15 protein-coding genes are annotated in these 16,070 nt (G+C 66.5%); 7 read left to right on the top strand and 8 right to left on the bottom strand.

Annotation, left to right across the window (positions count from 1 at the left end; translation table 11 throughout):
* Positions 1-56: 56 nt before the first annotated feature.
* From FIU85_RS09235 to FIU85_RS09225, 3 genes are all read right to left on the bottom strand, one after another.
* Positions 57-368, bottom strand: coding sequence for a transcriptional regulator (locus FIU85_RS09235; RefSeq protein WP_152496678.1), 312 nt, complete (start codon positions 366-368; stop codon positions 57-59).
* A 1-nt stretch (position 369) separates the two neighbouring features.
* Entirely contained in the window at positions 370-1,347 is a 978-nt protein-coding gene (locus tag FIU85_RS09230; RefSeq protein ID WP_152496677.1) for a sodium-dependent bicarbonate transport family permease, read from the bottom strand.
* Positions 1,348-1,437: 90 nt separating this feature from the next.
* Entirely contained in the window at positions 1,438-2,088 is a 651-nt protein-coding gene (locus tag FIU85_RS09225; protein WP_152496676.1) for a carbonic anhydrase, read from the bottom strand.
* 152 nt (positions 2,089-2,240) lie between these two features.
* Here FIU85_RS09225 and FIU85_RS09220 point away from each other — a divergent pair, with 152 nt between their 5' ends.
* The 5 genes from FIU85_RS09220 to FIU85_RS09200 all read left to right on the top strand — a co-directional run bounded on the left by FIU85_RS09220 (position 2,241) and on the right by FIU85_RS09200 (position 6,733).
* The gene (locus FIU85_RS09220) at positions 2,241-2,621 is read left to right on the top strand and encodes a hypothetical protein (protein ID WP_172977991.1); all 381 of its coding nucleotides are present in this window, start codon (positions 2,241-2,243) and stop codon (positions 2,619-2,621) included.
* Between the two features lie 65 nt (positions 2,622-2,686).
* Entirely contained in the window at positions 2,687-4,066 is a 1,380-nt protein-coding gene (locus FIU85_RS09215; RefSeq protein WP_152496675.1) for a M17 family metallopeptidase, read from the top strand.
* The gene (locus FIU85_RS09210) at positions 4,063-4,917 is read left to right on the top strand and encodes an NlpC/P60 family protein (protein WP_152496674.1); all 855 of its coding nucleotides are present in this window, start codon (positions 4,063-4,065) and stop codon (positions 4,915-4,917) included. Before FIU85_RS09215 ends, FIU85_RS09210 begins: the two co-directional genes overlap by 4 nt.
* Complete coding sequence (speB, locus tag FIU85_RS09205) at positions 4,914-5,876, top strand: agmatinase (protein WP_152496673.1); 963 nt, start codon at positions 4,914-4,916, stop codon at positions 5,874-5,876. Before FIU85_RS09210 ends, speB begins: the two co-directional genes overlap by 4 nt.
* Positions 5,873-6,733, top strand: coding sequence for a class I SAM-dependent methyltransferase (locus FIU85_RS09200; protein ID WP_152496672.1), 861 nt, complete (start codon positions 5,873-5,875; stop codon positions 6,731-6,733). The genes speB and FIU85_RS09200 overlap by 4 nt, the downstream gene beginning before the upstream one ends.
* On the opposite strand, the gene FIU85_RS09195 is transcribed toward FIU85_RS09200, so the two are convergent.
* Together FIU85_RS09195 and FIU85_RS09190 are read right to left on the bottom strand one after the other, a co-directional pair.
* On the bottom strand, positions 6,711-8,048 hold the full coding sequence (locus FIU85_RS09195; RefSeq protein ID WP_152496671.1) for a lytic murein transglycosylase: 1,338 nt from the start codon (positions 8,046-8,048) through the stop codon (positions 6,711-6,713). The two genes, FIU85_RS09200 and FIU85_RS09195, sit on opposite strands and share 23 nt — an antisense overlap.
* A 97-nt stretch (positions 8,049-8,145) precedes the next feature.
* Positions 8,146-8,847, bottom strand: a complete 702-nt coding sequence (locus FIU85_RS09190; protein ID WP_152491024.1) for a YafY family protein — start codon at positions 8,845-8,847, stop codon at positions 8,146-8,148.
* 181 nt (positions 8,848-9,028) lie between these two features.
* Here FIU85_RS09190 and FIU85_RS09185 point away from each other — a divergent pair, with 181 nt between their 5' ends.
* Positions 9,029-10,006 (top strand): calcium/sodium antiporter, encoded by a 978-nt coding sequence (locus FIU85_RS09185; protein WP_368372985.1) that lies wholly within the window; start codon positions 9,029-9,031, stop codon positions 10,004-10,006.
* On the opposite strand, the gene rnr is transcribed toward FIU85_RS09185, so the two are convergent.
* The 3 genes from rnr to dapE form a co-directional block, all read right to left on the bottom strand.
* Positions 10,003-12,294, bottom strand: a complete 2,292-nt coding sequence (gene rnr / locus FIU85_RS09180) for a ribonuclease R (protein ID WP_152496669.1) — start codon at positions 12,292-12,294, stop codon at positions 10,003-10,005. The two genes, FIU85_RS09185 and rnr, sit on opposite strands and share 4 nt — an antisense overlap.
* Before the next feature lie 153 nt (positions 12,295-12,447).
* Positions 12,448-13,026 (bottom strand): TIGR04282 family arsenosugar biosynthesis glycosyltransferase, encoded by a 579-nt coding sequence (locus FIU85_RS09175; protein ID WP_152498214.1) that lies wholly within the window; start codon positions 13,024-13,026, stop codon positions 12,448-12,450.
* Positions 13,026-14,183 carry a succinyl-diaminopimelate desuccinylase gene (gene dapE, locus FIU85_RS09170; RefSeq protein ID WP_152496668.1) on the bottom strand — a complete coding sequence of 386 codons (1,158 nt, stop codon included), beginning with the start codon at positions 14,181-14,183 and terminating at the stop codon, positions 13,026-13,028. Before dapE ends, FIU85_RS09175 begins: the two co-directional genes overlap by 1 nt.
* 298 nt (positions 14,184-14,481) lie before the next feature.
* Between dapE and FIU85_RS09165 the strand changes: the two genes are divergently transcribed.
* Positions 14,482-16,068, top strand: a complete 1,587-nt coding sequence (locus FIU85_RS09165) for a Hint domain-containing protein (protein ID WP_152496667.1) — start codon at positions 14,482-14,484, stop codon at positions 16,066-16,068.
* Positions 16,069-16,070 lie beyond the last annotated feature (2 nt).

Below are 16,070 nucleotides of genomic sequence, written 5' to 3'. Positions count from 1 at the left end.
GAACGTGTGCACTGGCCCTGCCGGGCCGGTGCACAGGGCGTCTGCCGGGGCGAGGCCTAGAATCGCTCGGCGCGCAGAACTTGACAGTCGGTGACGCAGACCACGCCGATGTGACGCTCGACCACGGAAAAGGCGGCCTCCAGCAGGCTGTCCAGCCGGTCCGGGCGGATGATGCAGACGACCTGCACCATGCCTTCGGCGCGGCCGACCTGGCCCGCACGGTCCCATTCGCCGGACCGGCCCGACCCGCCGGAGACGGGCAGGACGGTGTAGCCGGTCAAGTCGGCGGCCTGAAGCGCCTTGGTCAGGCGGCTTTTCATGACCTTCTCGATGGTGATCTCGACGCGTTTCGCATCATGTGTCTGCATGTCAGCCTCCTGTCGCGGCGCGGGCGATGGCCACGTAAAGCGGGATGCCCAGCACAAGGTTGAAGGGGAAGGTCACGCCAAGCGACAGCGTGAGGTAGATCGAGGGATTCGCCTCGGGCAGAGCGACGCGCATGGCCGCCGGCACGGCGATGTAGCTGGCCGAAGCGGCCAGCACCATCAGCAGGACCACGCCGCCGGTCGACAGGCCCAGAAGCAGGGCGGCGCCGAGGCCGAAGAGGCTGCCGACCACGGGCATGACGAGGCCGAAGACCAGACCGCCAAGGCCGATGTCATGGCGGCCCTTGGCCATGCCGCGCCCGGCGACGAGGCCCATGTCCAGAAGAAAGAGGCAGAGCACGCCCTTGAAGGGCGCGACGATGAAGCTGCTGATTTCCTCAAGACCCTCGGGGCCGGTGACCCAGCCGATGAGAAAGCTGCCGACCAGCAGGACGATGGAGCCATTCAGAAGGATTTCGCGCCAGAGGCCGGCATCCATTCGCCCCGATTTCTCGCCTCGCGACACCAGCCAGAGGGCCGACAGGATGGCCGGCGCCTCCATTGCGGCGGCGACGGCCACCATGTAGCCCTCGGACCCGATGCCGCGGCTTTCCAGTACGGAGGTGGCGGCGACGAAGGTGACGATGGAGATCGAGCCGTAATGCCCCGCGACGGCGGCGGCGTTCAGGCGGTCCATCCGAGTGACGATGCACAGCAGAAGGTAGGCCACGAAGGGCAGAAGGCCCGACAGCACCACGCCCGCTAGCAGGGTGAACCCGAGCGTGGCGTCGATGCCGTGATCGGCCACGCTGACCCCGCCTTTGAACCCGATGGCGAACAGCAGGTAGATCGACAGGGCCTTCGCCGCGGCCTCGGGCACCGAGAGGTCCGAGCGCGCAAGCGCGGCGGCGAGGCCGAGCGCGAAGGACAACACGATCGGCGAGATCAGGTTGTCGCCGGCCAGGGCGAGTATCTCCGTCATCCAGCATCCCCTCCGAATGAAATCCGGGGTGATTTATGGCACTGGCGGAGAAAGGCAACAGGAATAACGCGCGGAGGGCCCGGCGCGATGTCAGACCGTGACGAACCCGCCCTCTTCGGGCAAGTAATGTTCGATCTCGCCCTCGCCGATGTCGTGCCAGAGGCCGTGCAGGGTAAGGTGGCCGCTCTCGATGGCCGCGGCGACGAAAGGGAAGGTGACGAGGTTTTCCAGGCTGACCAGAACGGCCTGCTTTTCCAGGGCGGCGACACGCTCGTCGGTGTCCTTGATCTTTTTCACCCGTTCGTAGCCGGGGCGCAGGATGTCCATCCAGCGGCCCACGAAGCTGGTCTTGTCGTTTAGCTCCGGCGCCTCGCCCGAGCACATCGCGTCGCAGCCGCGCACGCCGCCGCAGTTGGAATGACCGAGCACGATCACATGCGCGACCTTCAGCGCGGTAACCGCGTATTCCACCGCCGCCGAGGTGCCGTGCTGCTGACCGTCGGGGGTGAAGGGCGGCACGAGGTTGGCGATGTTGCGGTGCAGGAAGAACTCGCCCTGGTCGGCGCCGAAGATCGCGGTGACATGCACGCGGCTGTCGCAGCAGCAGATGATCATCGCGCGGGGGTGCTGCCCCTCTTGCGCCAGGTGGCGGTACCAGGCCTGGTTGTCCTGGTATTTCGTGGCCTTCCAGCCCTTGTAGCGTTGCACGAGGTAGCTGGGGAGCGGGCGGACTCTTTTCATGATGGCGCCTTTGGGTCTGTCACTGGTCCGGAGGGTGATAATCGGGATTCTAGAAGAATTCGAGATAGAAATTGGTGGATGGCAAACCAATTCAAAAGGCTTTGCAGGCATGGTCGGCCCCGCCGAGGGGGCATGGAAATGTGGGAAAGACCGTGGAAAGAATTACCCTTTTGAACCAGACCGAGGTCGCGCAGCTGGACCAGGGGCGGCTGGAACAGCTTTACCTTCAACTGGGCGAGGCCGGGGCTGAAGATGTCGTGTGCCGCGCACTGGAAGAACTGGCGGTGCGCCTGTCGCATACCGAGAGGTGTTATCGCAGCGACCGGGTGCAGGACATGCGCAAGAGCGCCCGCAGCCTGATCGCCATTGCCGAGCAGGTCGGGATGAGCAAGCTAGCGCGGGTGGCGCGGGACGTCACGCAAAGCATCGACCTGCATGACAGGGTGGCGATCGCGGCCACGCTGTCGCGGCTTCTGAGGATCGGCGAGACGTCGCTGCACGAAATCTGGGACGTGCAGGATTATTCCGTCTGAGGTCTTGCAGGTGCTGCGGGTCAGGCTAGGCTGCGGATGAACGAAACCATCCCGGGACATGCGCCATGCCGCTTGAGTTTGCACCGGAAGGGGCCGATGCCCTTCCGCTTCACGTGATCGAACAGGACGCGCTGGAGGGCTGGTTGGCAGATCAGTCGGCCACCGTCTCGACCTGGGTGCAGGCGGCGGGGTTCACCGGCGGGTTGGACCAGTCGCTGCTGGTGCCCGACGGCAATGGCGCGCCGGTAATGGCGCTGGCGGGCTATGGCACGCAAGATGCGCGCAAACGCGGGCGATTCCACCTTGCGGCGCAGGCCGCGAACCTGCCGGAGGGCGTCTATCGCCTGGAAGGGCTGGCGCAGGAACGGGCCGCCGAGGAGGCGCTGGGCTGGCTGTTCGCGGGCTATGCCTTTGACCGCTACAAGGATCAGAAACCCGCCAAGGCGACGCTGGTGGCCCCGGAAGGCGTCGACGCGGCCCGGCAGCAGGCGATTGCGGCCGGAGAGGCACTGACGCGCGACCTGATCAATACGCCGGCCTCGGACATGGGGCCGGTAGAGCTGGAAGCGGCCTGTGCCGACCTGGCCAAGGCGCAGGGCGCCGAGATCGAGGTCATCCGCGGCGAGGCGCTGCTGGACGAGAATTTCCCGATGATCCACACGGTGGGCCGCGCCGCCGACCAGGCGCCGCGCCTGATCGACATGCGCTGGGGCGACACCGGGCCGAACCTGACGCTGGTCGGCAAGGGCGTGTGCTTCGACACCGGGGGGCTGAACCTGAAACCCGGGGCGAGCATGGGCCTGATGAAGAAGGACATGGGCGGCGCGGCCACGGTGCTGGGGCTGGCTCGGATGATCATGGCGTTGAAGCTGCCGGTGCGGTTGCGGGTGCTGATCCCGGCGGTGGAGAACTCGGTCAGCGGCAATGCGTTCCGGCCCGGCGACATCCTGACCGCCCGGAACGGCAAGACGGTGGAGATCAACAACACCGATGCCGAGGGGCGGCTGGTGCTGGCCGACGCGCTGAGCTTTGGTGCCGAGGCGGAGCCGGACCTGATGATCTCGATGGCGACCCTGACGGGTGCGGCGCGAGTGGCGGTGGGGGCGGATATCGCGCCCTATTTCACCGATGACGGCGTTCTGTCGGGCGCGCTGGACGCGGCGGCGCAGGCGGTGGCGGATCCGGTGTGGCGGCTGCCCTTTCACGAGCCCTACGAGGCGATGATTGAGCCGGGAAATGCCGATCTCGACAACGCGCCGAGCGGCGGGTTTGCCGGGGCGATCACGGCTGCGCTGTTCCTGCGGCGCTTCGCGGGGGGCACGCGCTACGCGCATTTCGACATCTACGGCTGGAACCAGAGCGCCGCGCCGGGCCGTCCCAAGGGCGGGGTCGGCATGGGCGCGCGGGCGCTCTTGCAGGCGCTGCCCGAGGTGCTGGCGCTGTGACCGACCGGCGGCGGCTGCATTCCAACGGGCGCGTGGCCGATGCGGGGCTGCTGGGGCAGGTCGAGGCGGAGCTGTTCGTGGAGGGCGACGACCGGCAGGTGATCGTGCCGGTCACGCCGATCCTGTCAGAGCCGGACGGCAGGCGCGAGCGCGAACTGGTTTTCGGCGAGGGCGTGCGCCTGTTGGAAGAGCGGGGCGGCTGGGTGTTCGGCTATGCGCTGCGCGATGGATATGCCGGATATTTCGCCGCGGGGGATCTTGCTGTGCCGAAGGGACCACCGAACCACGTGGTGCAGGCACGGATGACCCATGCTCTGGGGGAACCGGATTTCAAGGCGCAGACCGAGCATCTGATACTGAGCCTGGGGGCCTGGGTGAGCGTGACCGGCACCGAGGGGCGCTGGGCCGAGATTTTTGCACCGGAGGGCCGGATGTACGTGCCGGCAACGCATTTGCGCGTGGCCAGTGCGGTCGAGCCCGATCCGGTGCGCGTGGCGGAGCGGCTGATCGGAACGCCCTATGTCTGGGGCGGGAACTCGGCGCTGGGGATCGACTGTTCGGGGCTGGTACAGGCGGGGTGCCTGGCCTGCGGCGTGGCCTGCCCCGGCGACAGCGACTTGCAGGCGGCGGAGCTTGGTGAGGCGCTGCCCGAAGACGCGCTATTGCGGCGTGGCGACCTGCTGTTCTGGAAGGGGCATGTGGCGTGGGTGGTTGACCCCGAGACGCTGTTACATGCCAATGCGCATCACATGGCCGTGGCCTATGAACCGATGGCCGAGGCCATCGCGCGGATCGAGGCGCATGGGGATGGGCCGGTGACGGCCCGCAAGAGACTGGAGACCAAAGCATGAGTGACCCGTTTTTCCAGCCCGTTTCGGGCTTTGAGCTGCCGCGTTTCGCGGGGGTGCCGACCTTCATGCGGCTGCCCTATGTGCTGCCGGATCATGCGCGGTACGCGGATGTGGATGTGGGCGTGATCGGCGTGCCCTGGGACAGCGGGACGACCAACCGGCCCGGGCCTCGGCATGGGCCACGGCAGTTGCGCGATGCGTCCACCATGATCCGGGCGCAGCACGCGGTCAGTGGCGTGCGGCCGTTTGAGGCTCTGAATTGTGCCGACCTGGGGGATGTGGGGCCGAACCCGGCCGATATCGCCGACAGCATGGCGCGGATCACGGCATTCTACGAGGGCGTGGTGGGCGCGGGGATCGCGCCGCTGACGGCGGGGGGCGATCACCTGACCAGCCTGCCGGTGCTGCGCGCGGTGGCCAAGGACGGGCCGCTGGGCATGGTGCATTTCGACAGCCATACGGACCTTTTTCACAGCTATTTCAACGGGCAGATGTATACCCACGGCACGCCCTTCCGCCGCGCGGTTGAGGAAGGCTTGCTGGACCCCAAGCGCGTGGTGCAGATCGGGCTGCGTGGCAGCATGTACGATTCCGAGGACCGGGATTTCGCCCGCGCCGAAGGCATCCGCCTGATCCTGATCGAGGAGTTCTTCGAGCGTGGCGTGGCCGACGTGATGGCCGAGGCGCGCGAGATCGTGGGCGATAAACCGACCTACGTGTCCTATGACATCGATTTCGTCGATCCGACCTTCGCGCCCGGCACCGGGACGCCCGAGGTGGGCGGGCCGAATTCGTATCAGGCGTTGCAGGTGTGCCGGGAGCTTGAGGGCGTCAATATCGTGGGCGCGGACATGGTCGAGGTGTCACCACCGTTCGACGCCAGCGGCAACACCGCGTTCCTGGGTGTATCGATCATGTTCGAGATCCTGTGCGTGATGGCCGCGGGCCGGGCGGCATGAGCGGGATCGTCAACACCGAGCAGGCGGATCACTGGTCCGGCAAGGCGGGCGAAGTCTGGGTGCGGGAACAGGCGATGTTCGACGGTCTGATGGCGCCGGTTCTGGACCTGCTGCTGGACCGCGCCGGGTTGCGGGCGGGCGACAAGGTCGTCGATATCGGCTGCGGCACCGGGGCAGGCCTGATCGCCGAAGCGAAGATCGTGGGCGAGGCTGGCCATGTGACCGGGCTGGACGTGTCGGGGCCGATGCTGGACCTGGCCCGTGAGCGGCTGGATGCGGAGGGCGTCGCAAATGCCACCTGTGTTCTGGCGGATGCGCAGGTGCATCCGTTCGGGGACGTGGCGGCGGATCACCTTGTGTCACGTTTCGGCGTGATGTTCTTTGACGACCCGAGGGCGGCCTTCGCCAACATGCGGGGTGCTTTGAAAGCGGGTGGGCGCATGACCTTCGTGTGCTGGGCCGGGATGGACGGCAACCCGTGGTTCCGTGTCCCCGCCGAGGCGGCGAAATCCGTGGTCGGCGCGCCGCCGCCGCAGGACCCGCGCGCGCCGGGGCCGATGGCGTTTTCAGAGGCGGACTATGTGCGGGAGATTCTTGATTCCGCCGGGTTCGACGGCATCGGCCTGACCACCGAGGAGATCACTTTGACGCCCATCGGCGACCTGGAGCAGAACGCCACCTTCGCCTCTCGCGAGGGGCCGGCGGGGCGGATCGTCAAGGATATGGGCGGCGGCCGCGGGGACTATGCCGCCGTGGCGGAGAAGCTGCGCGACGCCTTGAAAGAGTTCGAGGCCCCGGACGGCGCGCTGCGCGTTCCGGGGCGGGTGCACGTGGTCAGCGCGAGCGCAGGCGTTTGAGCACCTCGCGCGAGGCGAAGCCGTCGGTCTTCATACCGGCGCTTTGCTGGAAGTTCATAATAGACTTGGCGGTGTTAGGTCCGATGATGCCGTCGATCTTTTCCAGCGGATAGCCCATCTGCTTCAGCCGGCGCTGGATTTCCTTGCGCTCCTCGAAGCTGACGGGGGTATAGCCGCGCGGCCAGCTGGCCTGGATCCCGGGGCCGCCCTTTATGCGGTCCGACAGGTGCCCGACGCCAATGGCGTAGGCGTCGGCGTTGTTGTAGCGCTTGATCACGTCGAAATTGGCGAAGACCATGAAGGACGCGCCGGCAGGTCCGGCGGGCTGGATGATCCGGGCCGAGCCGTAGTCGCGCACCGCGCGGCCATCGACGCCGACGACGCCCTGGGCGGCCCATTGCGAGGGCATCCGGCTGGTGTTGCCGAAGCGGGCGCCGTTGGGCACACGTACCTCGACGCCCCAGGGCATGCCCTTGCGCCAGCCGAAGCGTTTCAGGTAGGCGGCGGTGGAGGCGAGCGCGTCGGAGGGGTCGTTCGACCAGATGTCGCGGCGGCCATCGCCGGTGAAATCCACGGCATAGGCCTCGTAAGAGGTGGGGATGAATTGCGTGTGACCCATTGCCCCGGCCCAGGAGCCGAGGAAATTGCGCGGCGTGGTGTCGCCGTTCTGGAGGATCTTCAGCGCGGCGATCAGTTGCTTTTCGAAAAAGGCGCCGCGGCGACCGTCGAAAGACAGCGTGGACAGGGCCTCGATCACCGGGATGTCGCCCATGCGGGTGCCGTACTTGCTTTCCAGGCCCCAGACGGCGGTGACGACCTCGGCCTCGACCCCGTAGGCCTGTTCGATCCGGCTTAGCGCGCTGCGGTGGCGGCTGAGGGCCTGTTGGCCCATGTCGACGCGTTCGGGCGAGGCGGCGCTGTCGAGGTAATCCCAGATCTGGCGTTTGAACTCGGCCTGGTTGCGGTCTTTCGAGACCACGTCGGCGTTGTAGTTGATGTTCTGGAAGGCGGCGTCGAAGACCCGCGCGCTGACCCCGCGCGACAGGGCACGGCCACGGAAGGAGCGAACCCAGTTGTCGAAGGCGGGGTTGGAGACGCGGGTGAGTTGCGCCTCGCCGGAGTTGTCGCTCAGCGCCTCGGGGCGCAGCTTGGGACGTAGCGATCTGGTGGATACGGAAACGCGGGTGACCTGCGGGGTTGGCGTGGCGGCGGCGGGTCGCGCGACGGGCCGGATCGACGATTCGAGGGCCGTGGCCGCCGCGCCGCCGGACAATAGCGCCGCGCCCAGAACTGGAAAGAGATACCTGACAAACATTGCTCGCCCCTTTTTGCTGGGTTTGATCGGAGCATAGCCTGAAACAGTTTGTTTCAAAAGCATTCAATCATGTGGCCGGGCGAAGTGTCGCCTGTGATCAGGCCGTTTCCTGGCCCGTGTCGCAGGTCATGGCGGCAAGGCATTCGCGCAACAGGATCGCGCGGCGGGGCCGGAAGGACGCGCCGGTGAGGTCCAGCCCGCGCATCCGGTCGAGGCGGAAGGCACGGAAATCGCCGCGCAGGTGGCAGAAGGCCAGAAGACAGAGCGAGGATTGCATGAGGACGACCGACAGGGGGTCGACCTCGCGGGTGGTTTCGCGGCCCTCGGCGTCGGAATAATCGAAACGGATGGTCTTTTCCTCCCACGTGGCGCGGCGCAGGCGGGCGGTGTCAACGCCCGATTGCGGCAGGGGGGTGAAGCGGCGGGCCGAGAGGACGGCGTGATCCAGCCGGTGCGCCTGCGTCTGCGGCAGGCGGGCGCGCAGCTTGGCAAGCGCCGATTGCGCGGCGTCGGCCAGGGTGCTGTCGCCCACCTCGCCCACCTCGCGCAGGCCCAGCACCAGCGCCTCCAGCTCGTCCTCGTCGAAGTTGAGCGGGGGCAGGGCGGCATCCTCTATCAGGCGATAGCCGAAGCCCGCCGCACCGTCGATCACCGCGCCAAGCCCGCGCAGGGCGTCGATATCGCGATAGATGGTGCGGGCGGTCACGTCGAGCCGGTCCGCCAGCGCCTGCGCCGTGGCGGGGGCCGGGACGATGCGCAGGGCCTGCATCAGTTTGAAAAGGCGTTCGGTCCGGGTCATGGCGCGGAGTATGATGCCACATGGTGACGGTTTTTGTCAGCAGGGTTTGCGGGCATGAGGCGCGATGAACCTGTCACGGCAGCGGATTCTTTCCGGCGCTATCTTGAAGTGGGACGGAGCCTGCTCAAATTCCCAGCAACGCGCCTTTTGCGCGGGATTGGAGTTATCCGAATTGGATATCGTGTTCGTGATCGCCGGGCTGGCGGGGCTGCTCCTTGGTGGCGAGTTGCTGGTGCGCAACGCGGTGCAGCTGGCCCGAGGCCTGGGCGTGTCGCCGCTGGTGATCGGGCTGACCATTGTGGGCTTCGGCACGTCCGCGCCGGAACTGGTGACCAGCTTGCAGGCGGCCTGGGTCGGGTCGCCGGGGATTGCCCTGGGCAACGTGGTGGGCAGCAATATCGGGAACACGTTGCTGATCGTGGGGATCGCGGCGCTGATCTCGCCCATTCTGGTGGCGCGGCGGGCACTGGCGCGGGATGGGACCGTGATGCTGGGCGCGACGTTGGCCTGCGCGGCGCTGGTGCTGAGCGGCGAGATGGGGCGCGTGGCCGGGCTGGGCCTGATGCTGGCGCTGGCGGGCTACCTGGCGTTTACGTTTATGGCTGAGCGCAAGGGGCCGACGGCGGCGGGCGAGGTTTATGTCGCGGAAGGCGATTTGTTGCCCGAAGCGCCGGTGCGCGTGGGCCGTGCGGCGTTGGGGCTGTTGCTCGGGCTGGTGGTGATCCTGGCTGGGGCGCGGTTTCTGGTGTCGGGGGCCGTGGGGCTGGCGCAGATGCTGGGGATGAGCGACTCGGTGATCGGGCTGACGGTCGTGGCGATCGGCACGTCGATGCCGGAGCTGGTGACCTCGGTGCTGGCCGCGCGCAAGGGGCAGGGTGACGTCGCCTTTGGCAACATCATCGGCAGCAATATCTTCAATATTCTGGGGATACTGGGAGCGACGGTGCTGGTGGTGCCAATGGCCGCGCCTCTGCCGATCGCGGGGCTGGACCTCGCCGTGCTGCTGGGCTCGGCGGTGGTGTTCGTGGCGTTTGCCTTCACCGGGGCGCGGATCGACCGGCGCGAGGGCGCGATGCTGCTGGCGGCCTACGGTGCTTACATGATCTGGCTGATGGCAACTTACGGTGGTTACATGGTCTGGTTGCCGGCGGGCGTTTAGCGACGCTTGCGCGAGACCTTGCGCTTGGTCTTGTCGGCCTTGTGCTTTTCGCGCGCCAGTTTGCGCTTGGGTCCGCCGCGCCCGCCTTTGGGCTTGCCGCGTCCCCGCCCGGTGCGGGGCGTGTCCGGGCCTGCGGGCGTGATCGCCTTGCCGTCGAGGCGTATCAGTTCGAGCCCGAGGCCGCCGGTGACAGGTGCAGCTTCGCTGAGGCGGACGACAACGCGCTGGCCCAAGCCGATGACCATGCCGGTATCGGATCCCATCAGCGTGCCGCGGTCACGGTCGAGGTGGAAGTACTCGTTACCAAGCGCGCGCATCGGGATGAGGCCGTCCGCACCCGTCTCATCGAGCCGCACGAAGGCGCCGAACTTGGCGATGCCGCTGATCCGCCCGGTGAATTCCTCGCCGATGCGTTCCGACAGGAAGGCCGCGAGATAGCGGTCATTGGTGTCCCGCTCGGCCATCATCGAGCGGCGCTCGGTTTCCGAGATGTGCTCGCCGGTGCTTTGCAGGCGTTCCTCGTCGGCCTTTGAAAGCCCGTCCTCGCCCCAGCCATGCGCCGAGATCAGTGCCCGGTGCACGATCAGGTCGGCATAGCGGCGGATGGGCGACGTGAAATGGGCGTAGGATTGCAGCGCGAGGCCGAAATGCCCGAAATTGGACGGTGCATAATAGGCCTGCGTCATCGAGCGCAGGGTGGCGAGGTTGATGACTTCGACATGGTCGGTGCCCGCCGCGCCGTGCAGGAGTTGGTTGAGGTGGGCTGTCTTCAGCACCTGGCCCTTGGCCAGCGTCAGGCCCGCGGCCTCGGCCACCTCGCGCAGGGTGTCGAGCTTCTCTGGCGGCGGCTCTTCGTGGACGCGGAAGAGGAGGGGGGATTTCTTTGCGATCAGCGTCTCGGCGGCGGCCACGTTGGCCAGCACCATCATGTCCTCGATCAGCTTGTGGGCATCGAGGCGGTCGGCAAAGTTGACGGAGGTGACCTTGCCTTCGTCGCTGAGCACGACCTTGCGTTCGGGAAGGTCCAGATCGAGCGGCTGGCGGGTGTTGCGCGCTTCTTGCAGGGCGGCGAAGGCCTCGTAGAGTGGGTCTATGACCTCGTCCATGAGGGGTCCGCATTTGTCGTCCTGGGAGCCGTCGCGCGCGGCCTGTACCTGCTGGTAGGTGAGCGAGGCGGCGGAGCGCATCAGGCCGCGCACGAAGCGGTGGCCGATTTTCTCGCCATGGGCGTCGATCTGCATCCGTACGGCGATGCAGGCGCGCGGCACGCCTTCGTGCAGGGAACAGAGATCGCCCGACAGCCGGTCGGGCAGCATCGGCACGACCCGGTCGGGGAAATAGCTGGAGTTGCCGCGCTTGCGGGCCTCGGCATCGAGGGCAGAGCCGGGGGTGACGTAGCAGGCGACATCGGCGATGGCGACCCAGATGACATGCCCGCCCTCGTTCTTGGGGTCATCGTCGGGATGGGCCCAGACGGCATCGTCGTGGTCGCGGGCGTCCGCCGGGTCGATGGTGACGAGCGGCAGGTCGCGCAGATCCTCTCGGCCTTTGAGGCCCTGAGGTTTCTGCGCGTCGGCCTCGGCGATGACATCATCCGGGAAATCATCGGGGATGCCGTGCTGGTGGATGGCAATGAGGGACACGGCCTTGGGCGCGGTCGGGTCGCCCAGACGGTCGAGGATGCGGGCCTGCGGCAGGCCCATGCGGCCCTTGGGCCCGGCCTGTTCGGCCTCGACCAGCTCGCCGTCCCTGGCGCCGCCGGTGGCGGAGGGCGCGACCAGCCATTCCTTGCCGTCGCCCTTGTCGATCGGCAGGATGCGCCCACCCTCGGCGGTTTTCTTGAAGACGCCCAGCACCTTGCGCGGGTTGGTCCCGATCCGGCGGATGAGCCGCGCCTCGTAGTGATGTGCCTCGCCCTTGACCTCCTGCAACCGGCCCAGGATGCGGTCGCCGGGGCCGAGCGCGGGATCGCTGGCGCGGGGGATCAGCAGGACGACCGGCTCGACGCCCTCGCCATGCCATTCCAGGGGACGTGCCAGAAGCTCGCCGTCGGGCGTCTGGTCACTGACCTGCAGCACGCTCACGGGCGGCAGCTTGTCGGGGTCGCGATAGGTCTTCTTGCGCTTTTCCAGGTGCCCTTCGGCCTCCAGCTCCTTCAGGATGCGCTTGAGGTCGATCCGCGCCGCGCCCTTGATGCCGAACGCCTTGGCGATGTCCCGCTTGGAGGTCAGGGTCGGATTGTCCGAGATCCATTGCAGGACCTGTGATTTGGAAGGCAACTCGCTCATGCCTCGGGACGTAGCACGAAGGTGGGGGGCGTGCCATGCGAAGATTGCCGGCACGTGCCGGAGCGCCTGCTTTTTCTTGCCGAAAATACTCTCGGGGGTCTGGGGGTGAAACCCCCAGCCGGTCGACGCGGGCTTGGCCCGCGGCGAAACGGGTTACGGCGCGCGAAGATCGTCCGCCGTGTCCACATCCCGCAACGTGTCGACCAGACCGATCCGCGAGTCCGGTAGTGTTGCGCGGCTATCTGCCAGCGCGTGCTCGGTGGACCAGCGGACGTCTTGCAGGAAGGTCGCGGGCACCGCGCGGGTGCGTTTCATCCCGATCAGCCAGTAGCCGCCGTCGGGGGCCGGGCCGAAGACCGCGTCGTTCCGGCCAAGACTGGCAAAGGCCCGGGCGATATGGGCGGGAGTGATGCCGGGAATGTCGCCGCCGATGATGCAGACCGGACCGGGCGGGCGCGTGCGCATCACCCGCGCCATGCGGTCGCCGAGGTTGCCGGGGCCCTGAGGCATGCGTTCAAGGTCATCCGGCCAGGCGCGGCTGGACAGGCCGGCGACGTCCGGGGCGACGGCCAGCACGAGGTCCCAGCGAGGGTCGCGCAGGCGGCGCAGGAGACGGGCGGTCTGGTGTCGGACCCACCAGGTGGCGGCGGGAGGACCGATGTCGCGGGCCAGGCGGGTCTTCACCCTGCCCGGCCGGGGCTCTTTCAGCATCACCACCAGCTGGCGGCGGATCACGCGAAATAGTCTTTCAGCACGCGGGCATAGATCGCCTTGAGCTGTTCGATATGGGCGATGTCCACCCGCTCGTCGACCTGGTGCATGGTCTGCCCCACCAGGCCGAATTCCACCACCGGGCAGTGATCCTTGACGAAGCGCGCGTCGGATGTGCCGCCGCTGGTCGACAGGACCGGCGTCTGGCCTGTCTCGGCCTGAACCGCGCTCGACACGAGGTCCGAAAGCGGCCCCGGCGGCGTGAGGAAGCTTTCGCCGGAATTCTTCACCGTCATCTCGCCGGTGACGCCGAAGCTGTCGCAGACCGAATCCAGCTCGGATTGCAGCCACCTGGTCAGGCTGTCGCCGCTATGGGCATCGTTGTAACGGATGTTGACCGTCATGCGCGTGCTTTCGGGGATCACGTTGGTCGCCGGGTTGCCGGTGTCGATGGTCACCACGGCGAGCGTTGACGGGTCGAAATGATCGGTGCCGTCGTCCAGCACGTGGCTGGACAGGCGGTCGGCCAGCCGTGCCATCGCCGGAAGCGGGTTCAGCGCCCGGTGCAGGTAGGCGGAATGCCCCTGCACCCCGGTCAGCGTGATCCACGCCGACATCGAGCCGCGGCGGCCGATCTTCATCATGTCGCCCATGGTTTCGGGGCAGGTGGGCTCGCCCACGAGGCAGGCGCTCATCGCTTCGCCCTCGGTTGCCATCCAGTCAAGCAGGGCCACGGTGCCATCCTGCGCATCGCCCTCCTCGTCGCCGGTTATGGCGAGCAGGATCGCGCCCTCGGGCGGCGTGGTGCGCACAAAGTCGATTGCCGCGGCGGCGAAAGCGGCGACGCCGGATTTCATGTCGGTGGCGCCGCGGCCCCAAAGCTGGCCGTCGCGAATTTCCGCGCCGAAGGGATCGGCGGTCCAGGCTGCGGCATCGCCCACCGGCACCACGTCGGTATGCCCGTTGAAGCCAAAGCTGCGGGCCGCGCCCTTTTCGCCCCAGCGCGCGAAGAGATTGGCGATGCCGCCCCGGTCCACGCGGGTGCAGGTGAAGCCCGCCTCGGACAGAAGGTTTTCCAGCAACACGAGCGCGCCGCCTTCCTCGGGGGTGACCGAGGCGCAGCGCACCAGTTGTGCGGTCAGGTCGACCGGGTCGATGGGGGCGGAGTCTTGTGGCATGGAGGTCTATCCTGTGAACTTTCGACAGACCTAGCCTGCACGGTCTGTAACCGCAAACCCGCGCCGGGAAAAAACTTTGCCTCCGGATCGGGATCGGTGACGGAATTCCTTAACAAAGCGAAAAAAACGTGGTAACCGATCCTTAATAAATGACCCGAGGCAGGGCAAAAGAGCAGCTGGGCAAATCGCCCGACACGCAAGCAGGCACATAAAAACAAGCCGCGACGTGTCAGACCGGACCACCGGAAAAGCCGATTCTTGGCGTGCGCTGACCTTGGACGTACATGAGGTGGGCAGTATGGTCAGGGGCGTTGAAATCCCTATAGACGATCGTGCGTCGGCAAGAGAAATGGCCGAGACGATCTTTGGTGACGGTGTTCAGGTGATCAGCGCCTCTTACACCGGCGACAACGATTCTTCGGGGATATACACGCAAGGCAACTCGGTCTCGCCGGGTGTGATGCCGTCGGATACCGGGGTCATGTTTTCGACCGGGGACCTGAACGGATTCACCAATTCGACCTGGTGGTGGTCGAACGATTCCAACCAGTCCAGTCAGACCACGACCAGTTCCAGCGGTCCCAACAACGACCCGATGTTCAACGCGGCGGCCGGAGCCAATACCTACGACGCCTCTTACCTCGACGTCGATTTCATTCCGACGGGCGACGTGATGACGATGCAATTCGTCTTCGCCTCGGAAGAATTCCCCGAATACGCGGTGGGTTCCTTTCAGGACTTCGTCGGAGTCTGGATCAACGGCACGCAGGTCCCGCTGAGCGTAGGGGACGGGGATATCGACCCCAACAACCTGAATGCCGGGTCTAACGCGAACCTGTACGTCGACAATACCTCGGACCAGTACAACACCGAGATGGACGGTTTCACCGTTACGATGACGCTGACGATTCCGGTCAATTCGGACGATGTGAACTCGATCCGGATCGGTATCGCGGATGTTACGGACGCCAATTACGACTCGACGCTGATCATCGCGGGCAACAGCGTGCAGACGACGCTGGTGGCGCTGGACGATGTGTCCAAGCTGTATCCGACAGGGTCGAAGACGCTGGATGTTCTGGACAACGACGTGAACAACACCTCCGGTGCGCTGACGATCACGCAGATCAACGGGCAGAACGTCGTTGCGGGCAGCACGGTCACGCTGGCCACCGGACAGACGGTGCAGTTGAACGCGGACGGCACCCTTACGGTCGTGGGGGATGGCGACGTCGAGGAAGTCAACTTTACCTACACGGTCGAAAGCGCGAACGGGCAGAGCGATACCGGCTTTGTCACGCTGAATTCGATCCCGTGTTTCGTGCGCGGGTCGCGCATTCGGTGCGAGCGCGGCGAGGTCGCGGTCGAGGACCTGTGCGTGGGCGATCTTGTCATGACGCGCGACGAAGGGTTGCAGCCGGTGCGCTGGATCGGCCACCGAGAGGTTGCCGGAACGGGGCAGTACGCCCCGATCCGCATTCAGGCGGGCACGTTCGGCGCGCATGGTGAACTGTGGCTTTCGCCGCTGCACCGGATCCTGATCCGCGACAGCCTGGCCGAGCTGCTGTTCGGTGAGCGCGAGGTGCTGGTGGCGGCCAAGGACCTGGTCAACGACCGCAGCGTGCGACGCGTCGAGGTCGACACCGTGGATTACTTTCACCTGCTGTTCGACCGGCATCAGGTCATCGTCTCGGAAGGGTTGCCGACCGAAAGCTTTCTGCCCGGGCCGCAGATCAAGGACAGTTTCGAGGCCGAGGTGCTGCAAGAGATCTGCACCCTGTTCCCCGAAATCGACCCCGAAACCGCCGAAGGCTACAGCCCCGCGGCAAGACGGATGCTGCGCGGCTTCGAGGCGCAGATCCTTTCAAAGAAATGGGTGGCGTGACA

Origin of the sequence: Roseovarius sp. THAF8 (assembly GCF_009363735.1) — a bacterium.
Classification (GTDB): Bacteria; Pseudomonadota; Alphaproteobacteria; order Rhodobacterales; family Rhodobacteraceae; genus Roseovarius.
This window is presented reverse-complemented; position numbering and strand designations above follow the sequence as displayed.